The sequence below is a fragment of the Chryseobacterium binzhouense genome (assembly GCF_007474545.1).
In the GTDB taxonomy this organism is placed as follows: Bacteria; Bacteroidota; Bacteroidia; order Flavobacteriales; family Weeksellaceae; genus Chryseobacterium; species Chryseobacterium binzhouense.
Genome location: NZ_VKOG01000001.1, coordinates 1,051,807 through 1,076,540 on the forward strand (window position 1 = coordinate 1,051,807; position 24,734 = coordinate 1,076,540).

25 protein-coding genes are annotated in these 24,734 nt (G+C 35.7%); 12 read left to right on the forward strand and 13 right to left on the reverse strand.

What is annotated here, in order from left to right; all coding sequences use genetic code 11:
• The first annotated feature begins 116 nt into the window (after positions 1-116).
• Positions 117-1,109 (forward strand): aldo/keto reductase, encoded by a 993-nt coding sequence (locus FNE73_RS04805; RefSeq protein ID WP_143883625.1) that lies wholly within the window; start codon positions 117-119, stop codon positions 1,107-1,109.
• 120 nt (positions 1,110-1,229) lie between these two features.
• On the opposite strand, the gene FNE73_RS04810 is transcribed toward FNE73_RS04805, so the two are convergent.
• Together FNE73_RS04810 and FNE73_RS04815 are read right to left on the reverse strand one after the other, a co-directional pair.
• The gene (locus FNE73_RS04810) at positions 1,230-1,994 is read right to left on the reverse strand and encodes a succinate dehydrogenase/fumarate reductase iron-sulfur subunit (RefSeq protein ID WP_143883626.1); all 765 of its coding nucleotides are present in this window, start codon (positions 1,992-1,994) and stop codon (positions 1,230-1,232) included.
• Between the two features lie 379 nt (positions 1,995-2,373).
• Positions 2,374-2,562 carry a hypothetical protein gene (locus tag FNE73_RS04815; protein WP_143883627.1) on the reverse strand — a complete coding sequence of 63 codons (189 nt, stop codon included), beginning with the start codon at positions 2,560-2,562 and terminating at the stop codon, positions 2,374-2,376.
• A 276-nt stretch (positions 2,563-2,838) separates the two neighbouring features.
• Here FNE73_RS04815 and FNE73_RS04820 point away from each other — a divergent pair, with 276 nt between their 5' ends.
• From FNE73_RS04820 to FNE73_RS04855, 7 genes are all read left to right on the forward strand, one after another.
• Positions 2,839-3,300, forward strand: a complete 462-nt coding sequence (locus FNE73_RS04820; protein ID WP_143883628.1) for a hypothetical protein — start codon at positions 2,839-2,841, stop codon at positions 3,298-3,300.
• A 101-nt stretch (positions 3,301-3,401) separates the two neighbouring features.
• Positions 3,402-3,785: a hypothetical protein gene (locus tag FNE73_RS04825; protein ID WP_143883629.1), complete on the forward strand. Its 384-nt coding sequence runs from the start codon at positions 3,402-3,404 to the stop codon at positions 3,783-3,785.
• A gap of 787 nt (positions 3,786-4,572) precedes the next feature.
• On the forward strand, positions 4,573-5,541 hold the full coding sequence (locus FNE73_RS16680) for a KGG domain-containing protein (protein WP_185147288.1): 969 nt from the start codon (positions 4,573-4,575) through the stop codon (positions 5,539-5,541).
• Between the two features lie 72 nt (positions 5,542-5,613).
• Positions 5,614-6,237 carry a YciE/YciF ferroxidase family protein gene (locus tag FNE73_RS04840; RefSeq protein ID WP_185147289.1) on the forward strand — a complete coding sequence of 208 codons (624 nt, stop codon included), beginning with the start codon at positions 5,614-5,616 and terminating at the stop codon, positions 6,235-6,237.
• A gap of 66 nt (positions 6,238-6,303) precedes the next feature.
• Complete coding sequence (locus FNE73_RS04845) at positions 6,304-7,101, forward strand: SDR family NAD(P)-dependent oxidoreductase (RefSeq protein WP_143883632.1); 798 nt, start codon at positions 6,304-6,306, stop codon at positions 7,099-7,101.
• 32 nt (positions 7,102-7,133) lie between these two features.
• A complete protein-coding gene (locus FNE73_RS04850) occupies positions 7,134-8,657 on the forward strand; it encodes an FAD-dependent oxidoreductase (protein ID WP_143883633.1) in 1,524 nt (507 codons plus the stop codon).
• 65 nt (positions 8,658-8,722) lie between these two features.
• Positions 8,723-9,322, forward strand: coding sequence for a hypothetical protein (locus FNE73_RS04855; RefSeq protein ID WP_143883634.1), 600 nt, complete (start codon positions 8,723-8,725; stop codon positions 9,320-9,322).
• A 21-nt stretch (positions 9,323-9,343) separates the two neighbouring features.
• Here FNE73_RS04855 and ccoG read toward each other — a convergent pair whose 3' ends face one another.
• Positions 9,344-10,801, reverse strand: a complete 1,458-nt coding sequence (gene ccoG / locus FNE73_RS04860) for a cytochrome c oxidase accessory protein CcoG (protein ID WP_143883635.1) — start codon at positions 10,799-10,801, stop codon at positions 9,344-9,346.
• A 353-nt stretch (positions 10,802-11,154) separates the two neighbouring features.
• Between ccoG and FNE73_RS04865 the strand changes: the two genes are divergently transcribed.
• Complete coding sequence (locus tag FNE73_RS04865) at positions 11,155-12,417, forward strand: SDR family oxidoreductase (protein ID WP_143883636.1); 1,263 nt, start codon at positions 11,155-11,157, stop codon at positions 12,415-12,417.
• Positions 12,418-12,429: 12 nt separating this feature from the next.
• Complete coding sequence (locus FNE73_RS04870; protein ID WP_228429873.1) at positions 12,430-13,905, forward strand: alpha-amylase; 1,476 nt, start codon at positions 12,430-12,432, stop codon at positions 13,903-13,905.
• 19 nt (positions 13,906-13,924) lie between these two features.
• Here the strand turns inward: FNE73_RS04870 and FNE73_RS04875 are convergent, their stop codons facing one another.
• The gene (locus FNE73_RS04875) at positions 13,925-14,332 is read right to left on the reverse strand and encodes a hypothetical protein (protein WP_143883637.1); all 408 of its coding nucleotides are present in this window, start codon (positions 14,330-14,332) and stop codon (positions 13,925-13,927) included.
• Between the two features lie 24 nt (positions 14,333-14,356).
• Positions 14,357-15,622: an NAD(P)/FAD-dependent oxidoreductase gene (locus tag FNE73_RS04880; protein WP_143883638.1), complete on the reverse strand. Its 1,266-nt coding sequence runs from the start codon at positions 15,620-15,622 to the stop codon at positions 14,357-14,359.
• A gap of 273 nt (positions 15,623-15,895) precedes the next feature.
• Between FNE73_RS04880 and FNE73_RS04885 the strand changes: the two genes are divergently transcribed.
• Entirely contained in the window at positions 15,896-16,507 is a 612-nt protein-coding gene (locus FNE73_RS04885; RefSeq protein WP_143883639.1) for a DUF4142 domain-containing protein, read from the forward strand.
• Positions 16,508-16,570: 63 nt separating this feature from the next.
• On the opposite strand, the gene FNE73_RS04890 is transcribed toward FNE73_RS04885, so the two are convergent.
• The 8 genes from FNE73_RS04890 to FNE73_RS04925 form a co-directional block, all read right to left on the reverse strand.
• Positions 16,571-17,218: a MarR family winged helix-turn-helix transcriptional regulator gene (locus tag FNE73_RS04890; RefSeq protein WP_143883640.1), complete on the reverse strand. Its 648-nt coding sequence runs from the start codon at positions 17,216-17,218 to the stop codon at positions 16,571-16,573.
• 32 nt (positions 17,219-17,250) lie between these two features.
• Entirely contained in the window at positions 17,251-17,949 is a 699-nt protein-coding gene (locus tag FNE73_RS04895) for an SDR family NAD(P)-dependent oxidoreductase (RefSeq protein ID WP_143883641.1), read from the reverse strand.
• A gap of 227 nt (positions 17,950-18,176) precedes the next feature.
• On the reverse strand, positions 18,177-18,458 hold the full coding sequence (locus FNE73_RS04900) for a TIGR03643 family protein (protein ID WP_143883642.1): 282 nt from the start codon (positions 18,456-18,458) through the stop codon (positions 18,177-18,179).
• Positions 18,459-18,610: 152 nt separating this feature from the next.
• Complete coding sequence (locus FNE73_RS04905) at positions 18,611-20,086, reverse strand: cryptochrome/photolyase family protein (RefSeq protein WP_143883643.1); 1,476 nt, start codon at positions 20,084-20,086, stop codon at positions 18,611-18,613.
• Positions 20,074-21,369: a DASH family cryptochrome gene (locus tag FNE73_RS04910; protein WP_143883644.1), complete on the reverse strand. Its 1,296-nt coding sequence runs from the start codon at positions 21,367-21,369 to the stop codon at positions 20,074-20,076. Before FNE73_RS04910 ends, FNE73_RS04905 begins: the two co-directional genes overlap by 13 nt.
• Positions 21,321-21,476 carry a DUF2256 domain-containing protein gene (locus FNE73_RS04915; RefSeq protein ID WP_143883645.1) on the reverse strand — a complete coding sequence of 52 codons (156 nt, stop codon included), beginning with the start codon at positions 21,474-21,476 and terminating at the stop codon, positions 21,321-21,323. Before FNE73_RS04915 ends, FNE73_RS04910 begins: the two co-directional genes overlap by 49 nt.
• 169 nt (positions 21,477-21,645) lie before the next feature.
• Complete coding sequence (locus FNE73_RS04920; RefSeq protein ID WP_143883646.1) at positions 21,646-22,962, reverse strand: ABC1 kinase family protein; 1,317 nt, start codon at positions 22,960-22,962, stop codon at positions 21,646-21,648.
• 416 nt (positions 22,963-23,378) lie between these two features.
• Positions 23,379-24,038, reverse strand: coding sequence for a TetR family transcriptional regulator C-terminal domain-containing protein (locus FNE73_RS04925; protein WP_143883647.1), 660 nt, complete (start codon positions 24,036-24,038; stop codon positions 23,379-23,381).
• Positions 24,039-24,135: 97 nt separating this feature from the next.
• Between FNE73_RS04925 and ribA the strand changes: the two genes are divergently transcribed.
• A complete protein-coding gene (gene ribA, locus FNE73_RS04930) occupies positions 24,136-24,726 on the forward strand; it encodes a GTP cyclohydrolase II (RefSeq protein ID WP_143883648.1) in 591 nt (196 codons plus the stop codon).
• Positions 24,727-24,734 lie beyond the last annotated feature (8 nt).

Here is a 24,734-nt window from a genome sequence, read left to right on the forward strand (position 1 = left end):
CACATATTACAAATCGCCGGTCTTTACGCTGGCGATTTTTTATTATCTGAAGTAAAACATCAGTTTAAAAACTCTGCATGAAGTTTGTACTGTTTCATCATCACAAAAAATATAATATGAGTAACAGTATTTTAAAAAAAGAACATGAATTGGGTTTGGGAGGCGTTGCGATCGGAACGGCTTTTGAAAAATTAACAGACGAGCAGTCACACGAAATTTTGGAAAAAGCCTGGGATGAAGGAATAAGATATTATGATACCTCCCCATGGTACGGTCTTACTAAGAGTGAGAGAAGGTTTGGTGATTTTTTAAAGGAAAAAAACAGGGAAGATTTTGTTTTTTCAACAAAAGTAGGAAGGCTTTTCACAGAAGTGCCTTCTTCTGAAGTTCCTGAAACCATGTGGCAGGATCCGCTTAATTTTGATTTTGAGCACAATTATACAGCAGACGCAATTAAAAGATCCATAGCTGACAGTTTACAGAGAACAGGTCTTGGCTATATTGATATTGTTTATATTCACGATCTGTCCGAGGATCAGGTAGGTGATAGGTATCCGTACTTTATGGATCAGGCAAAAAAAGGAGCTTTCAAAGTCTTATCTGAATTGCGCGATGAAGGGATAATAAAAGCTTGGGGAATGGGCGTTAATAAAATAGAACCGATTTTAGATTGTCTGGAATTTGCGGATCCCGATATCTGCCTTTCAGCAACTCAATACTCTATTCTGGAACATGAGGACGCTGTTGACAGATTACTTCCGGTAGTAAAAAAGGCTGGGATCAAACTTGTTTCGGGAGCAGGATACAATTCAGGATTCATCAATGGCAGAAACCGTTATAATTATAAAGAGGTTATTCCTAAAGGGATGACCGAAAAAAGAGACAAAATAGCAGCAATAGCTTCTAAATATAATATTGATATTGTAGATGCAGCTCTACAGTTTGTGCTCGCAGCCGATGAATTCGTTTCTATCATTCCCGGTGCAAGCAAACCCGATCAGGTTTCCGATAATATCAGTGCATGGAAAAAAGAAATCCCTCAAGAATTCTGGCGTGAGATTCAGGAACAAGGTCTTGTTTATGAAAAAGCACAGTTGCCATTATACTGATTTTAATGAAACGAAAACTTACCTCTTTCCGAAGGGGTATTTTTTTAAATAAAACTTAGAATGATCTCCAGCAAAACCAAAATCTAATTTCATGGTTTAATATAAAAACACCTGATTGATTTATGGCTCTTTGCTCATCCACGCATTCATATATTCTCTGTTGAGTCTTGCAATATTATCAAGCGAAATATGTTTTGGGCATTCAACTTCGCAGGCTCCGATTACAGAACAGTTTCCGAAACCTTCATCATCCATAGCTTTTACCATATTCAAAACCCGTCTTTTAGCTTCGGTTCTGCCTTGTGGAAGGAGAGCAAAATGAGAAACTTTTGCACCTACAAAAAGCATTGCAGCACCATTCGGACAGCAGGCAACACAGGCTCCGCAACTGATGCATGCGGCAGCATCCATGGCTTTGTCTGCATCTTCTTTAGGAACAGCAATTGCATTGGCATCTAAAGTATTTCCAGAAGTATTTACAGATATAAATCCTCCTGCAGCCATAATTCTGTCAAACGAACTTCTGTCTGTGATAAGATCTTTAATGATAGGGAATGCCGCACTTCTCCAAGGTTCAATTACGATAGTTTCACCATCTTTAAACATTCTCATGTGCAATTGACAGGTGGTAATCCCTGTATCAGGTCCGTGTGCTCTTCCGTTGATATACAATGAGCATGTCCCACAAATGCCTTCTCTGCAATCGTGATCAAAAGCTATCGGCTCTTCATTTCTGGTAATCAGTTGTTCATTTAAAATGTCAAGCATCTCAAGAAAAGAAGCATCCGTTGAAATATCAGAGACTTGATATATCTGAAATTTTCCTTTTGTTTTGGAATTTTTCTGCCGCCATATTTTAAGCGTAAGATTAAGATTTCTCTTCATAAGATTGTTGTGATTTGTTAGTTATATAATAATCTGATAATCAGGATAAAATACAGTTTTTATTCCTGATATTTGGATCTGTATTAATATAAAACCCCAGTTCGGGATAAGAAATAAATTTTAATAATTGATTTATAGAATCATTATTAATTTATCTCAAAGAAAAACAGAAGATTTTTTTACTTATTGAAAGTCGTTAAGCTAAACAAAGGCACTTCGTTTATTGAAAAAAGACAAAAATGGTATTACTTTGATAAGTTAAAGTTTATATTGAGCGTAGTCGAAGTGCCTTTGTGTATATTACAGAATTACAGATAATTTCAGAATAATTTACACGCAAAATTAAAAGCTGTAATTAAACTGAAAAAACAAAATAGTTTTAATTTTTGTGACTTCGATCTTGATTGATTTGTGCAGTATCAGAAACTTCCTGTAAGGTACGAATGCTATCACTTTGAGGATTGTTAACCGATTGTTTTTTGTTTTCCTTATCAATATACTGAGTTTCAGATTTTGTACATGAAGCAGCGAAGGAAATAATGATCATTACTGATAATAACTTTTTCATAGGTAAATATTTATTGTTTTTATTTCTGATATTTAATCGCATGATATTGATGATGAATGTTTTACAGTCACAGCGATACAATATAGAGGATTTGGTATTCCAAATGTAATCAATATCTTCTATAGATCTTATGACAGCGATCATAAGAAATTTACCACTACTGATGAGATATGCTTTGGGTCATAATTTAAACAACGGTTATATTGATAGTTTTACAAAAAATATGTTGTGTTCTTTTTTGTAATGGTGAAGCGGACAACATTATAAACCGGTATAATGATTAAAGCCTATATTCTCGTTCTTTCGTTTTTGTGTGTAAATTTTTGCTTCTGCCAACAGCTTAGTATAAAAATTCTGGAGGATGCCGCAGAAAATGAATTTCTGTTGCTTGATGAATTGATGAGGAATCATCAGTACACCAGAGAATACGATCCTGAAGAGACAAAGTACAGAGTTTACAGCAACAGTTCTAAAGATACAGAAAAGCTCGTTGTTCTGACAGTAATTGCTGTAAAAGATAAAACGTGTAAAAATATAGTGAGTGCAGTTTCCGGAAAAAAGACAGATATGAGGGACCTTAGAAAACAACTGTCGGATTCAGAATATATTTTTCAGGGAGAAAAAAGTCTTACAGATCAGATAAAGCTTCTGCATTATTCTAAAAATAATAAAGGAATATCTTTTACAGAAGAAATTACGCAATCTGGTGGTTATCAGATTTTATTTACCTGCAGATAAGCTTATAACTGATTTATGTTTACCGTAACAGGCATTTGTTTTTACTAAAAGCATTTGTATGGCATACATTCTGTAATATAACAGCCAAGCAAATATTATTTATGGAACAAATCAACATTAAGGTAGCATTCTGCCTGCAGTGCGGAGGCTATCATTCATCGGCACCTGCTGATTTTAGCCAGGTTAATGATCCTGAAGTTACTGATCATTTTTTCTATCATGGGGAACCGTGGTTTACATTAAATAAGGAGACTTTCGAAAAGACTCTGCTGCTTGAAGACACAGTAGTAAAAACATTGAGCTTATCAAACCATAAAATAAACGATAAAAAATACTGTAAGTGCACACGGTCGCCAAAACCTGTCAATAAAATACAGGTCTATTCATTTCCTGTGTCTGACGAAATTTTAATGAATAAAAATCAGGTTTCGGATAGTGAGCTTTATTTTACAGAAGTGTACAGATTATGCTATAATTTTCATTAATTTTTTTATATTCTAATTTTAATGAGAATCTAAAGAAAGATTTAAATTATTACAATTACATTAATTGAGGTTTATACTCGAAATAATCCGTCTTGTAAAACGATACAGGACGGATTATTTTATTTGAAAATGCTTAACACGTATTGCGGAAGTTATTCTAGAATCTATAAACTTTTAATCTCTTTTGTGTAAATTAATCTTTACTACAGCTTAAATTTTTTGTAAGAGAAAGTCATATTTATGAATCTTCAGAATTTCTTTTTTTATGATCAGACTAATACACATTATTTGTTTCAAAAATTAATAATTTTTAGAAATAGGTTATTGTTTTTATGTTGAAAATCAGTATTTTACTATAGTATTAAGTTAATAAAAGCTAAAAACGTTAAAATTATCAAAAAACTTTAATATATGACTTTGATCATAAATAATGGTAAGTATATTCTCGTAAATTTGGTATACCAAACCAGATATATTATGAAAACAAGTAATGCTACAGCATATTTGCTTTCTGCATTTTTATTACAAAAAATTGCAGACCTATTAGAGAAGTCCCAATTTTCTACCCAAAATTCAACAGGGTAATTACCATAATTTTCACGGTATATTTTAAAGATTTTTGATTGAACGTCAATAATCTTTCATCGTATGCTTTCATTATATCATTGATCATCCTGAACGAGAATACGTTCAAGGCTGTCAACTAATGCTTAAAAAAAACAGAAATCCGAATACTAGTCAAGGGTTTTTGAAATCACTCAATATTTAATATTTAAAAAATTCAGTTATGAACAACAGAAATTCAAACAGAAGAAATTCAGGTAACCGATCTTCGCAAAATGACAGATCAACACTGGAAGAAGTTTATCAATTAGGTTATGATCACGGTTTTACCGATGCATCGGAAGATGAAGATTATGATGATGATTTCTCAGATTATGAGGATTATTATGATGATGACAATGAGGACGACGATTATGAAGATTACGATAATTATGATGACGACGATGATTATGATGATGACGAAGACTATGACGACGATGATTATGACGACGATGACTATGATGACGACGATGATGATAATGGTGGAAGTCGTGGAAGATCTGGACGTTCAGGAAACAGAAATCCAAACAGAGACAGTCAGGGCAGATTTACTTCAGGTGGAAGAGGCTCCAGAGGCGGAAATTCAGGTTCTGGATCAGGATCTGGAAGAGGAAGATCAAATAGCGGCAGCTCCGGCAACTCAGGACGAGGTTCAAATTCAGGAAGGGGTTCCAATTCAGGAAGATCTGGAAATTCAGGGAATTCAGGTAGAGGTTCCAATTCAGGTTCAGGAAGACAGGGATTTGCATCTATGAGCAAATCTGAACGTACCAGAATCGCACGTATGGGAGGCGAAGCTTCTCACGGTGGAGGAAGAGGTTCAAATTCAGGTTCTGGAAGATCTAACAGCAGTAACTCGGGAAGCAGTTCTAGAGGAGGAAACTCAGGTTCTGGATCAGGATCAGGAAGAGGCAGATCAAATAGTGGCAACTCTGGTAATTCTGGAAGAGGTTCCAATTCAGGAAGATCTGGAAATTCAGGTAACTCTGGAAGAGGTTCCAATTCAGGTTCAGGAAGACAGGGATTTGCATCGATGAGCAAATCTGAACGTACTAGAATCGCACGTATGGGAGGTCAGGCTTCTCATGGTGGAGGCAGAAGTTCAAATTCAGGATCAGGAAGATCTGGTTTTGGAGGAAGAAGAGATTCATAATTTATAACCCAGACTGCCTTTTTTATAAGAAAGGGCAGTCTTTCATTAATTAATCTTAAAATTTATAATAATATGGCAACTAAAACAAACAGTACAGCTGCTCAGACCACTGATACACCAGATATACAAAGCAAAACAGCAGAAAAAGATTCTTCTACAATGAAAGTAGATAATGCAACAGTAGAAAAAGATCAAATGAAAAACGCACCATTGCATAAATTCTTTGTAGACGCTTTAAAAGACATTTATTATGCAGAGGAAGCAATAGTTTCTGCATTGGGAAAAATGCAGGAAGCTGCAACAACAGAAGAACTGAAAGATGCATTTGAGGATCATCAGCTTCAGACTAAAAAACACATCAGTCGATTGGAAAAAGTTTTCAAATCTATTGATGAAAAACCAGAGAAGAAAAAATGTGATGCTATCGAAGGGATCATTAAAGAAGGTGAGGAAGTAATCAAATCAACTCAGGAAGGAAGTATGACAAGAGATGCAGCTCTTATTATAGCTGCACAGAAAGTTGAGCATTACGAAATTGCTACTTATGGCGGTCTTGTACAGCTTGCCATTACGATGGGTCACGATAAAGCAGCAGATCTCCTGGAAAAAACGCTTCAGGAAGAAGAAGATACAGACTATGATCTTACTGAAATTGCAGAAACGTATATCAACTTTGAGGCAGAACAAGAAGATTAAGTCCCACTTTATTCAGCCATACGGTCAATGATTTCGTATGGCTTTATTTTTTAATACTATGAATTTATGAATCAACAAAAAAAATATGCTCTGATTACCGGAGCTACAAGTGGTATAGGATACGAACTTGCAAAGTTATTTGCCAAAGAAGGCTTTAACCTGATCATTATTGGAAGGAAAAAAGAAATTCTGGAAGATAAAGCTAACGAATTCAAAAAGTTAGGGGTTGAAGTAATTCCATTGGTCAAAGATCTATTCAACAGTGATGAGGCAGGTTCTATTTACGAAGATCTGAAGAAATTAAATGTGAGTCCGGAAATATTAGTTAATGATGCCGGTCAGGGAGCTTACGGAAAGTTTCAGGATACAGACATCAATAGGGAAACAGATATCGTAAATCTCAATATTTCATCAGTTATTATTCTTACCAAATCATTTCTAAAAGACCGCCTTCCGCAAAAATCTGGTAAAATACTGAATCTTGCATCTATTGCCAGCAAGGCTCCCGGACCATGGCACTCAGTATATCACGGGACAAAAGCGTTTATTCTTTCATGGTCTGAAGCTATCCGCGAAGAGCTTAAATATACAGGAATTTCTGTGACAGCTCTTTTACCGGGACCTACAGATACAGATTTCTTTAATAAAGCGGATATGAACCGAAGCAAAATTCTCGAAGACAGAGATAATCTTTCTTCACCAGAAGAAGTGGCAGAAGATGGGTTCAAAGCTTTAATGAATGGCGATGATAAAATTATTTCAGGAATGAAAAATAAGCTTACTGTGGCGATGTCTAACATCTCTCCAGACAGTATGGCAGCTCACCGCATGAGCGAAATGCAGAAGCCTGCAGATGAGAAATAACAGTTTTTTTACAATAAATAAAATCAGACAAAATGTTTAGAGACGGAGCAAGAAAAAGTGCTTGGCAGGAAGAAATAAAAAGATTTTCTTCTGTGAAAGTAAATTCAGATCATATTAAATTTGACGTTATTATTGCAGGTGGCGGAATTACAGGGATTTCGACTGCACTGCATCTTCAGAAGCTAGGGAAAAAATGCCTTCTTATAGAAGCTTCAAATATCGGATTTGGTACAACAGGCGGAACAACCGCTCATCTCAATACTTTTTTTGATACTACTTTTGATGAAGCAATCAGCAAATACGGTGAAGATCAGGCTAAGTTGCTGGCCGAGGTTGGGAAGGATGCTATTGCAATTATTCAGAATAATATTGCGGCACATGAGATTGATTGTGATTTTGAGACAAAATCGGGATATGTTTTTGCTCTGGATGATGCACAGAATAAAAAGCTGGAGAAAATGGTAGAAGGCTCAAAAAAAGTAGGCGTAAATATGGAATTTTGTAAGGGAATTTCGTTTCCTGTTCCGTTTATAAGTGTTGCTATGGTTCCTAATCAGGCTCAGTTTCATCCGGTGAAATATATCAAAAAACTAGCAGAAGCGTTTATTTCTTCAGGCGGTACTATATTAGAAGATTGTATCTGTATAAGCCATCTTGAAGAAGATTCCACTATTACTGTGAAAACTTCTCAAGGCGAATTTAAGACAGAGAATCTTGTTTACGCCACTCATACGCCACCCGGAGTCAATATTCTTAATATGATGACGGCTCCTTACAGAAGTTATGCAATAGCTTTCGAAATTAAAGATAATAAGTATTCTGACGATCTGATTTATGATCTGGAAGATCCTTATCATTATTACCGAACCCATATTATCAATGGACAAAAACTTCTCATTGCAGGTGGTGAGGATCACAAAACAGGGCATGAGGATACGGGAGTCTGTTTTTCAAACCTGGAAAACTATGTTAGAAAATATTTTGATGTAGGAGCAGCGGCATACAGTTGGTCAAGTCAGTATTACGAATCGGTAGACGGCTTGCCTTTCATAGGAAAACTGCCCGGAAGCATCGGAAATGTTTTTACGGCAACAGGTTTTATGGGTAACGGAATGATTTTCGGAACCATCAGTTCGCAGGTTATTGGTGATTTAATTATCAGAAAAGAAAATAAATATGAAAAGCTTTTTGGTCCGGGAAGAGTGAGACCTGTTTCAGGCTTTAGTGATTTTGTAAAAGAAAATGCAACATCAGCATTTGATTTTATTAAAGATAAGCTCTTTATGACAAAAATCGACAGTCTTGCGGAAATAAAAGATGGTGAAGCTAAAGTAGTGAAGTATGAAGGTGAATCTTATGCCGTTTACAAAGAATCTTCTGACAAGATTCATGTACTCAAAAGTACCTGTCCTCATACCCGCTGTGAAGTACGGTGGAATTCCGCAGAAATAAGCTGGGACTGCCCTTGTCACGGCTCCAGATTCTCTGTAAACGGAAGACTTCTTACTGCGCCCTCTACCCAGGATTTGCAGAGAATAATGCTGGATGATAAGTAAGTATTGAGCATATCTGAATTCTTTTAAATAATTAAATATATTACTGAATTATTTATAATAAAACCATGAAACCTAAGAACATCCCCGGAGTTCCCAAACATTATAAGGGAAGCTACCATGATACTGAAAGTGTAAAAAATATTGAAAAACATGAAGATATTGATTTTCAGTTTAATATTCTGAAACAACGTTTTTTTGCAATTAATAACTGGCGGAAATATTGTCCGGAAAGCACTACAGATTTTAAACTTTTCGATTCTGCGGGAATCAGTACAGAACGGATTCCCGAAATTGGAGATTACATCAGAATTGATATTCCCGGACCTGGCGGAAGTGAAGGCAGATCATTCGATTGGGTTCAGATCGTAATGTTGGATAAAGAATCTGAAGATTTTGTATTAATGCAATGCAGACCCTGTCATGATCCTGCAAAATCAGGAAGCAGAAAAGTTGCCCATTTTTATTCTAATGCGGCAACTTCTACTTTTGTTGTTTCAAAACATACAACCTTTATAAAAGCCGGTATTTATGGCAGAAATGAATCGCCTAATTTCAATTCCGGTTTTTTTAACAGTTTAAGAAACCTTTTGGTCGCTATCGGAGGAATGCTTGGTTTTTCAAAGATACAATGGAAATGTCTGAGCAACGGTCTTGTTGATTTTTGATAAAAAAACACAGCTTCATTTTCATTTAAATTGCAGCCTAAACGGACCTTCAAAATACGTTTCATAAGAATCTACCAGATTTCCTTTAAGGTCGTAAACACCAATTTCTATATTTTGTTTGGATAATTTCATCTCATTCTCAGGGAATGAGATTGTAATTGTCCCTTTGGCTATTTTGTCTCTTTCTACTGTAATTTTTTCTGATTGCGTGAAGCTGATTCTGCCATGTTCCGGCGAAATAACTTTGACTGTCAGAATTTTCTTGTCATTCGATTTATTCAGAAAAGTATAATTGTATGAGTTAGTAATCATGCCATCTCTTACAAAAAAGGTACTTCCTGCAGGCTTTATGAATTTGGCTTCAAGGTCTCCTCTGCTGTAAAGCAAAAAGCCTAATAGAAGCTGTAATCCAACCAGCAGAACAACAAAAATCTTCATTCTTCCGGTAAATCTGGTTGGTTTTCTGGTTTCAATTTCTTTTTCTGAAGCATATCTGATAAGACCTTTAGGCAGACCCACTTTTACCATTACCTCATCACAGGCATCTATACAGGCGGTACAGTTTACACATTCAAGCTGTTGTCCGTCACGTATATCAATACCTGTAGGACATACTACTACACACTGAAAACAATCTATACAGTCTCCTTTTCCGGCAGCTTCACGATCTTCGCCTTTTCTCCATTTTGCTCTGTTTTCACCTCTTTTATAATCATAAAATACATTGATGGTTTCTTTATCTATCAAAACTCCCTGCAATCTTCCGTAAGGACATACCAATGTACATACCTGCTCTCTGAACCACGCAAAAACAAAATAAAAAGCCAGGGTGAAAAGCATGATAACAATAAAATTGGTAGGATGTGCCAAAGGTCCTTCTGCAATAGTCTGAAATACTTTTTCGTATCCAACAATCGTCATCATCATAAAATGCGTAAAGATTAAAGACAGAATAAAAAAGATGGTCCATTTTAGTGATCTTTTCCAGATTTTCTCACTGTTCCATTCCTGCCGGTCGAGTTTCATTTGTCTGTTTCTGTCTCCTTCAATAGCAAATTCAATTTTTCTGAAAACACTTTCCAGAAAGATGGTCTGCGGACAAATCCATCCGCAGAATATTCTTCCGAAAGCGATGGTAAATAAAATAATACAAACTAATCCGACAATAGCTCCCAAAGTAAGAAGGAAAAAATCCTGGGGATAAAACGGCTGTCCTAAGATAAAGAATTCACGATCTATCACGTTCAGCATCAGAAAAGGATTTCCGCCGATTCTGATAAATGGAATAATTAAATAGATGGCAAGAAGAATATAGGCAACAATGGTTCTGTAATTGGTGTATTTACCTTTAGGTTTTTTAGGAAAAACCCATTTTCTTTTTCCGGACTGTTCCATAGTTCCAATGGCGTCCCGATAAGTTTCCGGATCTAAGACCTGACCTTGTCCACCGCGTATTTCTGAGTTTTCATTTAAAGACATTTGTAATTGGATTGTTTGGTGTGAAATAATAAAATCTGTAAAGCCTAATACAATTATAAGACCACATTATCTTAGTGAAAACAATAATTATTTGATAGTCTGTGGTTTATGATTTCAGTCATAATAATTTATGTGAGAATCTTTTAAAAGAAAAATTAAACCGCTGTGATTGTAAGCATAAAGAGAATAAATCTAAATTATGTAATTTCGATTAAAATCAACTTAATCACAATCATTGTACGAACTATTAATATGGAAGTTTATTCTGGACAGCCTTATAAATGGATATGCCGTTTTCAATTGAGAAGTGATTCAATCTAAGGAATATATTTCCTGCTTAATTCTTATATTTTATGGAACTTGAAAAAAATCTTCTTTCCGAAATCGGACAGTTGTTAGCAGATATTGATGAAACTGTAGCTGTTGCAGAAAGTGTTACCTCTGGTTATCTTCAGTTTTGCCTTTCTCAGATGAAAGATGCCTCAAAATTTTATTGGGGCGGAATTACCACTTATACCCTTGATGAAAAAGTAAAATTTCTACAGATCAGCAGGAAAGAAGGCGAGAAATGCGATTGTGTATCAGAAAATATCTCTGAAGTAATGGCATTGAATGTTGCAAAATCTTTCCAGACCGACTGGGGAATATCAGTAACAGGTTATGCTACTCCTGTAGAAGAATCAGATTTTAAACTTTTTGCCTACTTTAGTTTTAGTCATAAAGGCAAAATTGTTTACAACAAAAGATTAGACCTGCATCCGCGTACACAGTCTCAGAATGCGCAGATTTGTTATGCAGAATATATTTTAGGATGCTTTAAAATACAATTGGAAAAACATCTTTCACAACAATATGATAATACTATGGAAAATTTAACTTTAAAAGATAAAACTGCACTTATTACCGGTGGCAACAGCGGAATAGGAAAAGCCATTGCTCTTCTTTTTGCAGAACATGGAGCCAATGTTGCCATTATGTACTATGATGGAGATGATGAAGCAAAATCTACTGAGGAAGAAATTGTTGCATCCGGTAACAAATGCATGATGATGAAGGGAGACGTCGGTGACAGCAGTTTCTGCGAGCAATCTGTGCAGAAAATAATGGATGAATGGGGACAGATTGATATTTTGATTAATAATGCAGGAACACAGATTCCTTCAGATAATATTGTCAATCTAAAAGAAGACGACATCCGCAAAACTTTCAATTCAAATATTATCGGGATGATATTGCTTACAAAAGCTGTTTTTCCACACTTGAAGGAGGGCGGATGTATTATCAATACAACATCAGCCGTAGCGTATCAGGGACACGCAGAATTACTGGATTATTCTGCGACAAAAGGAGCAATAGTTTCATTTACCCGTTCACTTGCTTTACAGGCAAAACCATTGGGAATAAGAGTAAATGCTGTAGCTCCCGGTCCGGTAGCAACACCGCTTACAAAAAAAACTTTCGGAGAAGAGGAAGAAGATCAAAGCCAACCGCCTTTGCAGAGAAATGCTTCTACAGAAGAAATTGCTCACAGCTACTTATTTCTGGTTAGTGACGGATCCGTACAAATGACAGGTCAGGTTTTGCATCCGAACGGCGGAATTATTGTAAATGGCTAAAAATCTGTAACCATGATTAACGGAGTTATTTTTCAGTTTTTTCACTGGTATCATGAGGGCGATCTCTGGAATGAATTTGCAGAAAAGGCATCATATCTGAATGAATTAGGAATAACGGCTGTTTGGCTGCCGCCTGCAACAAAGTGTTTTCTTGGTACGGAGGGAAGGGGTTATGATGTTTACGATCATTATGATTTGGGGGAATTTTTCCAGAAAGGAACGGTGAGAACAAGATACGGAACTAAGCAGGAATATCTTAATGCTATTCAGAAAGCACACGAGTGCAACATTCAGGTATATGCCGATGTGGTGTTAAATCATAAAATGGGCGGTGATAAAACTGAAAGCGTAACTGTGCATGAAGTTGATGCTGAAAACCGGACTCAGAAAATAGGAAATCCTTTTCAGGCGGAAACTAAGACATATTTTAATTTTCCAGGCAGAAACGGAATGTATTCTGATTTTGTATGGGATTATCAATGTTTTAGCGGAATTGATATTATTAAAGTAAACGGAGAAGAAAAAAAAGGAATTTTTAAGATCCACAATAATTCCGGCACCGAATGGGATGATTCTGCAAGTCACCAGTTCGGAAACTATGACTATCTCATGGGTGCAGATGTTGAATATCGAAACCCTGAAGTAGCAGAGCAAGTAAAAAACTGGTTAAAATGGTATTTGGACCTTACCAAAGCAGATGGTATAAGGCTGGATGCGCTTAAGCATATTTCATCAGATTTCCTTATACAACTTATTGATTTTATTAAGAATGAAATTAATGAAGATTGTTTTATAATAGGTGAGTACTGGAAAGATAAGCCTGATATGATGTCTGCTTTTTCGGAAAAGATTAATCATCAGATTTCATTGTTTGATGTGCCTCTTCATTACAATTTTCATGAAGCTTCAAAAAAATACAGTAAATATGACCTGCGAACAATTTTAAAAAACAGCTTTTTAGAAGAGCATGCCCGGATTTCTGTATCATTTGTTGAAAATCATGATACACAGCCTTTGCAGGGATTAGAATCTTCGGTTAATGAATGGTTTAAACCTTTAGCTTATGCGATAATATTACTTATGGAAAAGGCATATCCGTGTGTTTTTTATGCAGATTTTTATGGAGCTGAATATTGTGATGCTAAAGATGGCGCAATTCAGAGAATAACATTAAACAAAGTTGAAATTCTTCCGAAATTACTTGAAGCCAGAAAGAGATTTGCTCTGGGCAACCAGATCAATTATTTTGATCATCCCAACTGTATCGCATGGCTTAGAAAGGGGAGTGATATCTCTTTATCCTGTCTGGTTATTATTTCTAATGGTAATGTTGATCGAAAAGCAATTACCCTTGGAAGCTGTTTCGGCAAAAGTAAATTTGTTGATTTTTTAGGTTACAGATCCGAAACTGTTGAGTGTGATGAAAATGGCAAAGGAACCTTCATGGTAAACCCCAAATCTGTAAGTATTTGGGTAATGGAATCCTAAAAGTTCCTTTGCCTTGTAATTATTTTATTCTGTTGTATATCAATTTGGTAACTATTGCTCCAAATGTGTAATATCCTATGGTCATTAGCTTTTTCTTGTTGTTTTCGGCTACAGGTGTATCGTCTAATCCTAATTTTTCGGGAAGCATTATAGCACCAACGCCTGCTGCAATACCGCTGAGAACTTCATGATTGGTTGCCGTTCCTGCATAATAAACTGCATTGCTGATAACGTCACCAGCTAACGTAGCTGCGTAAATAGTATCAGGATCAGATAATTGTATATCATTGGCTTCAGCAGCTTTTTGCAATGCTTCTTCTCCAATTTCATTAATGTGCGGAACGTCTTCAAAATTCTTTCTGATGACTTCATGCAGGATGTTGAGGGCGATCGCTCCTCCCAGTCCTGCGATTAATTTCTTAAGCATAATATATTTATTTTAAGTGATAATTTATGATTTACTGTTCTTTCCGGGCTGCATGATCATTCTGATAGAAGGATTATTGGTAATAAACAATCTGAACCATTCTGTAGCCAGTCTTATTTTAGTTCTGAAACCGGTCAGCGGAATTATATGGATAAAAAGCCAGGTAAGCCAGGCAAAAAATCCGGTGTAGGAAAAAGCCGGGAGATCTACTACGGCTTTAAATTTAGATATAATAGCCATACTTCCTTTATTCTTGTAGATAAATGGCTGCATAGCCTCTCTTTTTCTATGTTTCTGAATATTTTTAGCAGCCAGTTTCGCCTGTTGAATAGCGACCTGTGCAACTTGAGGATGACCTTTTGGATATTCTTTATCATTAAGCTGCAGGCAAATATCGCCTAATGCAAAAATATTTTCAAAACCGGCAACACGGTTGTACTCATCAACCAGGATTCTTCTTCCTTTTCCTAAAGCATCTTCAGGAATCCCCGGAACTTCTTTTCCTATAACTCCTGAAGTCCAGATCAGGCTTTCTGTCTGGATTTTCTTTCCGTCAGATAAGATGACATTTCCGTCAATATAGTCTTTCACCGAGACATTCAGAAGGATGTTTACACCAAGTCTTTGTAGATTTTCATAAGCTGATTTTTGTGCCTCATCACTCATAGGAGATAATAGAGTAGGGAGCGCATCCACAAGGTAAAGGTGAGAAAGATTAAGCGGAATCTCCGGATATTCTTTTTCGGCAATATAAGATCCCATCTCTGCGATCATTCCGGCAAGTTCCACACCTGTTGGTCCGCCTCCTGCAATTACAATATTCTGCAGACGTTCTGCTTTTTCTGGATCTTTGTTTCTGGATGCCTCTTCTAAGGTTAGCAAAATATGATTTCTAAGATATAACGCTTCATGGATAGTTTTCATCGGAAGAGCGCATTTTTTTACATTTTCCATACCAAAAAAATTGGTCTCGGTTCCCATACAGATTACCAGATAATCATAAGATATAATGCCATTGTCGGTCTCAATAGTTTTTGTTTCAGAATTAATTTTTTTAAGACTTCCCATGTGAAAATTAAAATTTTCATAGTCTGCAAAAAGCTTTCTGAAAGGATAGCTGATGTGTGAAGGCTCTATAAAGGCTGTAGCAACCTGGTAAATAAGAGGAGGAAAAAAGTGGTAATTATTTCTGTCAACCAAAGTTATTGTGAAATTCTTATTATCAGCAATATTTTTTATCAAATTAATTCCGGCAAAACCTCCTCCAAGTATAACGATGTGGTTTTTCATAAGTAAAATAAAATGTGAGTAGTGTATAATGACCGCTTCAATAATAAGACCAAAGAAGATTGCAATAGGATCATTTTAATACATAGGTACTAATTATTGCTTTAAATTTTAATTTTTAGTAATGAAAAATTGGATTTGAATAATTTATTTCAGGATATTTTCAGGGATAGATATTATTAAAATAATTGATTATTTTTAAAATTCTGATAATTTGGCAGCAAAATTGTTAGTAAAACACAAAACAAATTACATTAATCAACCAAATAAAATATTATGAAAAATTCAATTCTTACAGTTCTGGCTGTTGCAGCTATGGTTTCATGTAACAAAAAAGAAACAACCACTGCAGACAATTCTTCTGATACTATGATGATGACAAATTCTGATTCTATGACAACGCTGGATGACTCGGCTACAACTGCAGGTACAATGGGAACAGAAAACTCAATGCTTAGCTCGCAGGACAAAATGTTTGCAGATGCAGCAGCAAGCGGAGGAATGATGGAAGTAATGATGGGAAAATTAGCTGAAACCAATGCAACCAGCGAAACTGCAAAATCTTTAGGGGCAATGATGGTAAAAGATCACAGTGCAGCTAATGAAGAGCTTAAAAAATGGGCTGAAGCAAACAATTACACATTGCCTACGTCAATGAAAGCAGAACATCAAAAAAAATATGATGAACTGAAAATGAAAAAAGGAGCAGAATTTGATAAAATGTATGCCGACATGATGGTTACAGATCATAAAAAAGATATTGCTGAATTCAAAAAGCAAGCTGCTGAAGGAACTGAATCTTCTCTTAAAACATTTGCAGGTAATAAGGTTTCTACCTTAGAGCATCATTTGATGGAAGCTGAAAAAGCAAAATCTACTTTAAAATAATTGATTAGTCAGATAAAAAAAGCCGTTGTTTAAATATAAATAACGGCTTTTAATTTTTAAAATTTATTTGATTATTTCATTAATTTTAGAAATATTTTCGTTTTTGTATTCTGTATAAACATGAGAATGAAAATCATTTAATTTTCTGAGTAATTCCAAAAGCTCGGTCTTCTCTTTATTTTCAAGTTTTCCGGCGAGAATTCTGGAAGTCATATTCACTTTTTCAACGGAACGGTGGAAATAATCTTCGCCTTTTTCGGTGAGGTTCAAACGTTTGCTTCTTTTATCTTCGCTGTCGTTTTTTTCCTCAATTAAGCCATATTCCAGCAGACGTTTGATGATTTGAGTTCCGGTTTGCTTTTCGTGTCCGTTTCTTTCAATCAACTGAATTTTAGTAAGATTAGGCTCATCTTTTAGTCGGTAGAGATAGGTAAATTCTTCATTGGCAAGTTCTGGAAAATCATTCAAACCTTTTCGAATGAGTTGTTTAGAATATCGTCCCAAAAGCAAAACCTGTTTGCAGATCTCATTTTCTGTGAACGAAACCTGATGCTGTTCTTTCTTAAAAAGCTTGGTCGGACTTTCTTTTCTGTATTTTTTATCATTCAGCCATAACCTGAAATCCTCAACGGTGGAGTGAGGTCTGTAAGCATCGGAATTTTCAAATTCTTTAACCTGATGAAGCAGATCAATGAAAAAGTCAGTATTCATAGTACAAATTTAATATAAATATTTTTTCTTTTTTACAGTTTTACACTTCCCATTCCGCCATCAATTCCAAAAATCTGTCCCGTAATCCACGATGACTTATCGGAAACAAGGAAAGCTGCCATTTCAGCAATTTCTTCAGCAGTTCCTACTCTTTGCAAAGGATGTCTTTTCGCAGAGGCTTCCCTTTTCTCGGATGTTGCTAAAAGCTGTGAAGCTAGGTTCGTATCCGTTAAAGAAGGTGCAATTGCATTCACTCTGATTTTTTGTACCGAAAATTCTGCCGCCAGACTTTTCGTAAGACCTTCTACTGCGTTTTTGCTGGCTGCAATTGAAGCGTGAAAAGGCATTCCCAGTTTTGCCGCTACGGAACTGAAAAGCACAACCGAAGCTGAATCTGATTTTTTAAGATTCGGTAACAGTTTCTGAATCAATTTTACCGCTCCCAAAACATTGATCTCAAAATCATTCTTAAAATCATCCACAGAAAGTCGGTTAAAAGGTTTTAAATTAATACTTCCCGGTGCATAAATCAATCCGTCGATAATTTCCGGAAAACTGATTTCCTCTAAATTTCCCGAAAGAATATCCATTGTGTGGAATTCGATATTCGGATGATTCAATTCAGGATTTTCCGTTCTGGAAATTCCGATAATTTTGTTTTGTTCTGAAAGGATTTTTGCCGTTGCCAATCCAATTCCTTTTCCGCAACCGATGATGACGATATTTTTCATAATGATTTATTTTTATGTTTTTGAACACGAAGTTCACAAGGTTTACATTTTGAGACACTTCGACAAGCTCAGTGTGACATCTCTAATACTAACTGTTTTTACGTTGTCAGGCTGAACTTAGTTTATCCTGAGTCTGGCGAAATAAAGTCTCTATTTACAATGCTTTTTTGCTCTTTTACAAACTTTATTTTCAAACAATTCTTTTGTGGCTTTTGCGGTTAAATCAACTACCTTTTCGAAATTTTATTATTGCTGATAACTCTCTGTCTGCTGCATTTAAAGCGGTTAATCTCTTCACTTCTTTTTTTCAAATGTTTCTGGCTCACTCCCGAATTCACTCTTTTTCTCCAAAGCTTAAAACTCGATTCCTTCAGTTCCGAACGCATCAGTTCAATGACTTCCGAGTCACTGATTCCAAACTGAAATTGTATCGCTTCAAACGGCGTTCGGTCTTCCCACGCCATTTCGATGATTCTGTCGATTTGCTGTATGTTGAGGTTTTTGTTCATTTTTTATTTTGATAAATATTCTATCAATTGCCTCGGGCTTTAGCCAAAATATATTTTAAGTTTTGGCTAAAGCCAACCATTTTATTCCTTTTTTGCAAACGGGTTAAAACCCGTTCCTATTGATATTAAATTCTTGTATGATTAAAAAATCATTACAGATTTTCAATAACTTCCTTCGCTGTTTTAAAATGCTGTTTTCGTTTTTCTTTCGGCATTTTTTCCAGTGTTCTCAGCATCATTCCCAATCTTGGATTTTTAGCAAAAAATTCTTGGTTATCGTTGATGAAGTTCCAAAAAAGCGCATCCCATTTTTCATTCCATTCTCCGTCGGGATAATCGCTCATTTTTTTGATGTAATTGCTTCCGCTGATGTACGGTTTCGTACTCATCTTTCCGCCGTCCGAAAAACTGCTCATTCCATACACATTCGGAACCATTACCCAATCGTAGGAATCGATAAACATTTCCATAAACCATTGATAGACTTCATCCGGATTGAACTGAGCAAGATTCATAAAGTTGGCAAAAATCATCAGTCTTTCGATGTGATGTGCATAACCAGTTTTCAGGATTTTCTGAAGCGAACTGTCAATCGGTCGGATTCCTGTTTTGGCGGTGTAAAAAGATTCCGTAAGTTTTTGCTTGTGTTTCCAGTAATTTTTATTTCGTTGATACGTTCCCTGATAGATGTAAACACCACGCACAAATTCTCTCCAACCCAAAATCTGGCGGACAAAACCTTCCAGAGAATTCACTGGAATATCATTGTCTTGTGCAAATGAAATCGCTTTTTCCAGCACATTTTCAGGTGTTAAAAGTCCGACGTTCATTAATGGAGACAGCACGCTGTGATGAAGGAAATGTTCCTTTTCCACGATGCTGTCTTCGTAAACGCCAAATTCCATAAAACGGTTTTCAAGAAACTGTTCCAGCCAATGTTCAGCTTCTTTAAAAGTCGTTGGATAGAGCTGTTCATCCGTAAGAGTTCCGTAATTCTTGGTGAAATGTTTTTCGGTGTAATCTTTTGCTTCCTCGTAAAATTCATTGCTTTTCGGAAAATGAATGGCAGGCGCTTTTTTGTTTTTTGGGTATTTTTTTCGGTTTTCCGTGTCGTACGTCCATTTTCCACCCAACGGTTTTCCGGCTTTCATCAGGATATTTCGGGTGATTCTCTGCTGCTTGTAAAAATCAGTCTGATGATAAGATTTTTTACCCTCAAAATAATCTTTCAGGTCATCTTTGGTATTGATGAAAAGCGGACTGTCAAGAATTTTGAGTTCCAGTTTTGTTTCCTTTAATCTTTTTTCCAGCCAATTGTCGCAAACATCCGTTATTTTTATCGTTGTAAAATTTTCTTTTTCAAGCTTCGGAATTAAATTTCGGATGTCTGAATATTTCGAAGAACTTTCAATATATTCAACTTCAAAACCTACCTTTTTTAGTTCATTTTCATAAAATTTCATTGTCGCACGATGAAACGCAATCTTCTGTTGATGAAAAGAATACTGCTTAAAAAACAGAAATTCCTCAATCAAAAACACAGGCTGACTTTTATCCAGATAATCCGTATCCTCAAAAAGCTGATGCGGAAAGATTAATTGGGCGGTATGTTTTACTACTTTAGCCATAATTTTCTGAATTCTTTATTAGAATCATACATTTCTGCCTGTTTTTCAGGGTTAAAAGTCCGGTCACGATTGTCATTTCCGACTCCGGCGAGATACATCCAGTTTCCGTAATTGCTGTGAACATCATAATCAATCAGCATTTCCTCAAAGTAAGCCGCTCCGATTCTCCAGTCCTGTTTCAGAATTTTGCAGAAATACGAAGCTACATTCTGTCGACCACGATTGCTCATCCAGCCGGTATTTTTGAGTTCGAGCATATTTGCATTCACAAAATCGGAATCTGTTTCTCCGTCTTTCCATTTTTCAATCAATGTTTTATTGTTTTCAACGAAATATTTCTGATGATTGATTCCGCTTTTCCAGAAAATCAAATCTTTGTACTGTAAGGAAATATATCTGAAAAAATCCCGCCAGAGCAATTCGAAAATCAACCAATAGGTCGAATCATTGGCTCCGAATTCCTCTTCATATTTCTTAATTTCATAGTAAATCGTTACCGCAGATATACTTCCGTCCGACAACCAAGCGGAAAATTTTGAACTATAATCTGTTCCTACCAAACCGTTTCGGGTTTGTTTGTATTGACTCAAATTTTGTGTTCCAGAAAAATATTGATGCAGCCTTTTCAGAGCTTCATTTTCTCCGCCCGAAAAAGGAAAAGCAGTTCTTTCATCCATTCCAAAATCTTCAAAACCGAGCGATTTCAATGAAATGATATCGCTTTTAAAATGAATTTCCAATTTATTGTACACCAAGTCTTCCGATTCAAATTCTGGACGAATCAGCAGATTTTTTTCAATTTTTTGTCTAAAACTGGTAAAAAGCATCGGGATTTTATCCAAAGTTTTAAATACAAAAAGCGGATGAACCAAAAATTGTGAATACGATTTTTCCCAAACGGCTTTCGGAATTGCTTTTTCAATTTTAGCTTGTAAATCAACTTCTTCCTTCGTCCATTCTTCCTGACAGAAAATTTTCACGATTTCAAATTCCTCGGAAATTTCTTTGAAAACATCCTCTGTTTTGCCGTATCTGACTGAAAAAGGAATTTTCTGTTTTGCTAAATTCTGTTTTAAATCTTCTATACTTTCCAGCAAAAATTTTACACGGTATTTTCCGATTTTCCTGAAACCAAATTGTTTTTGAGCAAAAAATTCAGTGTCAAAAACATACACCGCAAGAAAAGGCAAATCTTCCTGCATCGCTTTGTATAAGGAATCTGAATCTCTCGTTCTCAAATCTTTGGTGAACCAGAGGATGTTGATTTTTTGTTTTTCCGGCATCTTTCGCTGCAATATTTTACTTCGTCCCAGTTTTTCTTCCACTTTTTGCGCCAGTTGAAGGGTAGTCCGCAGACTTCACAGATTTTGGAAGGTAATTGTGAAGGCATATTTTAAACTTTTTATTTATTATAACCACAAAAGACACAAAAGAAAGTATAAATTGAAAAGGCAACTGAAAGCTAACAAAAATCTTGTGAATATCTATTTTCAGCCTTTTTTGCTCTTTTGAATAACTTAAAATTCATTAAAATCTTTTGTTACTTTTGCGGTTAAATATCATTTACAATAATTTTTAAAATTATTTATTGCCACATCTTTCGATTTCAAATCGTGCATCATATTATACAATCCGAAAAATGTTCGGTTCAGGTAAATGAAATGTCTGGAACCACGATTGGTATTCATTCCCTTCATATCACTGGCTTTGGCGTATTTTTGTCCCAAATCGGCAATCTCCTGAAAGAAAGATTCGTCTGAAAAATCAAACATTTCTTGATTGAAAGGTCTTGTAAATAGTTCCAACAATTCGTAGAATAATTTTGCAAAAAACTCTTTTTCCTGTGGCGAATCATCTTCACGCAAAATTTCCAGTGTAAACAATTTCTCACGGAAAACTTCAGGATTTTTAAGATTTTCCTCTTTTGCCAGTTCGAAATACGGAATGTAAAAATCTTCCGGAATTTCTTTGATACAGCCAAAATCGATAACCAATAATTCCTTGTCTTCAGAAATCAGGAAATTTCCCGGATGCGGGTCGGCGTGTACTTTTTTTAGAATATGCATCTGATACATATAAAAATCCCAAAGCGTTTGTCCGATTTTATTCAAATCTTCCTGAGAATTTTGTTTTTTGGTAAACTCAGAGAAATGAATTCCCGACATCCAGTCCATCGTAATGATTTTTTCGCAGGAAAATTCAGGATAATAATGTGGAAATTTTACATTCGGAAGGTGACTGCATTCTTCTGCAAAATGTTGACTGCGTTTCAGTTCCAAGTTATAATCTGTTTCCTCAAATAGTTTGTCTTCTACTTCCTGAAAATAAGATTCTGAACCTTCTTTTTTGATGTTGAACATCTTCATCGCAATCGGTTTTACCATTTTCAGGTCACTCGAAATGCTTTCTCTCACACCGGGATACTGGATTTTAACCGCCAGTTTTTTGCCGTCTTTTTTTGCGGTATGAACCTGTCCGATGCTCGCTGCATTAACCGATTCGGCGGAAAATTCATCAAAAATATCTTCCGGATTTTTCCCGAAATATTTTCTGAATGTTTTCTTCACCAAAGCACCCGACAAAGGCGGAACGGAAAATTGCGAAAGCGAGAATTTTTCCACATATTCCACCGGAAGAATGTTTTTTTCCATACTCAGCATTTGGGCAACTTTGAGCGCGGAACCTTTCAATTCTTTCAGTGAGTCGTAGATGTCGGTTGCATTGTCCTCGTTCAGAATTTTGCGGGCTTCATCTTCATCTTTTGTTATTTTATTTCCGTAATATTTCAGGTAATTAACACCAACTTTCGCTCCTGCTTTGAGCAGGCTGCTTGTCCGTTCTAATTTTCCTGTAGGAATTTTATCTAATGTTTTCATTTTTAAATTTTGTTTGTAATGTGTTTGATGTACTAAGCTCCTTTGGGAGCTTTATCTGTGTAGCTTAAAGCATTTGTTCTTGGCGGCACTCCGTAGGAGTGCAATCTATTAATCTTAATCTTTTTTCATTTTAAGATTGAACTCCTACGGAGTTCTCTTCAATACGATTATTCGTAATTTCTAAACAGATTCCGCTCCTACGGAGCGCAACATTCTGCTGTCTATTTTCTTTCATTTTGCATCCGAAGTGCTTTATTCTTTTACTTTTACTTTTGAATTGGCAAATCTCGCAGCCCGACCTGAGTGGAGCTCTTTTTGTAAGACTGGCAAAAGCATTGGCACAAAAAAGCGGGAACGGAGGGCGGAAATAGCTGCCCAAATAAATATTAGCTTTATTTGAAGCCAAAAGCTATACATCAACTCATTTTAAACTTTTCCTTCCACAGAAATTTCCCAAGGTCGAAAACTTTTCTTAACGGTTCATTATCCATTAATTCAAAACCGGTGTCGATGGTTTTTTCAATAAAAATATCGGTCTTTTCAAAATCCGGCGAAGTGTCTTTTTTCCAGAAATCAATAGCGGAAATCAAATGGAGCCAAAGTGCTTCCTGTCTTGATTTTTCGTTGAATTTTCGGATGTCTTCCTTCGCTTTTTCAATCATTTCCCATTCGTTGAAATTAAGGGTATTGACAAATTGTTTGTGGGTTTCCCTAAGATTCTGAAGCGTTTTGATGTTCTGAATTTTATTGCTTCCCAAAATTGATAATACCAGAGAACGGTTCATCGTCATATTTTCAAAGAAAATATAATAGACATTCAGGAGTTTTTCTTTGGTTGTCACTTCGCTCGAAGAATTAACTTCCGAAGCGAGTTCCAGAGATTTTGTGAAAAGATGATTCACAATTTCTCTTTCGATTTGCTCAAATCCTGAAAAATAATGGTAAAACTCTTTTTCCTCAAAATTATTTTCTTTGGCAAAAAGATAGACGTTTTTAGGTTTTTCTCCGTGATTCAAAAGATAATCTCCGTATAATTCAAATATTTTTTCCTGCGTGATATTGGCTTGTTCTTGCATAATAGAATTTATTTATTGACAAATTTAGTAAATAAATTTACATTTAATTAAAATAAAGTATAAATTTGTACTATATAAACCATTTAATTTTTGAATTATGTTGACAATACAGGCACAATCGAATATACCTACAGATTTTGGAATGTTTACTGTTTATGCGTTCTCAGAACACGAAGAAGACTGGAATCCGCACTTGGTTTGGGTGGCAGAAAATACAGATTTCAGCAAAACGGTAAACGTGCGTTTTCATTCTGAATGCATCACAGGCGAGATTTTTCATTCTAAAAAATGTGAATGTGGACAGCAGTTGGACGCAGCAATGAAATATATGTCGGAAAACGGCGGAATGATTATTTATCTTCGACAGGAAGGGCGTAATATCGGAATCATCAATAAATTAAGAGCGTATGCGCTTCAGGAAAAAGGTTTTGATACGGTGGAAGCAAATTTGAAATTGGGTTTGCCTGCGGATGGAAGAAATTTTGATGTGGCAGTTGAAATGCTTAAGATTCTGAACGTTAAAGAAATTAACCTATTGACCAATAATCCGGATAAGCTTAAATCTTTGGAAAACAGCGGAATTAAACTTAACCATCGGGTTTCTTTGGAAATAGAATCGAATGAGGTGAATGAAAGTTATCTTTCAAAAAAGAAAGATTATTTCGGGCATCTGTTGGAAAAGGTATGATTTTCTCA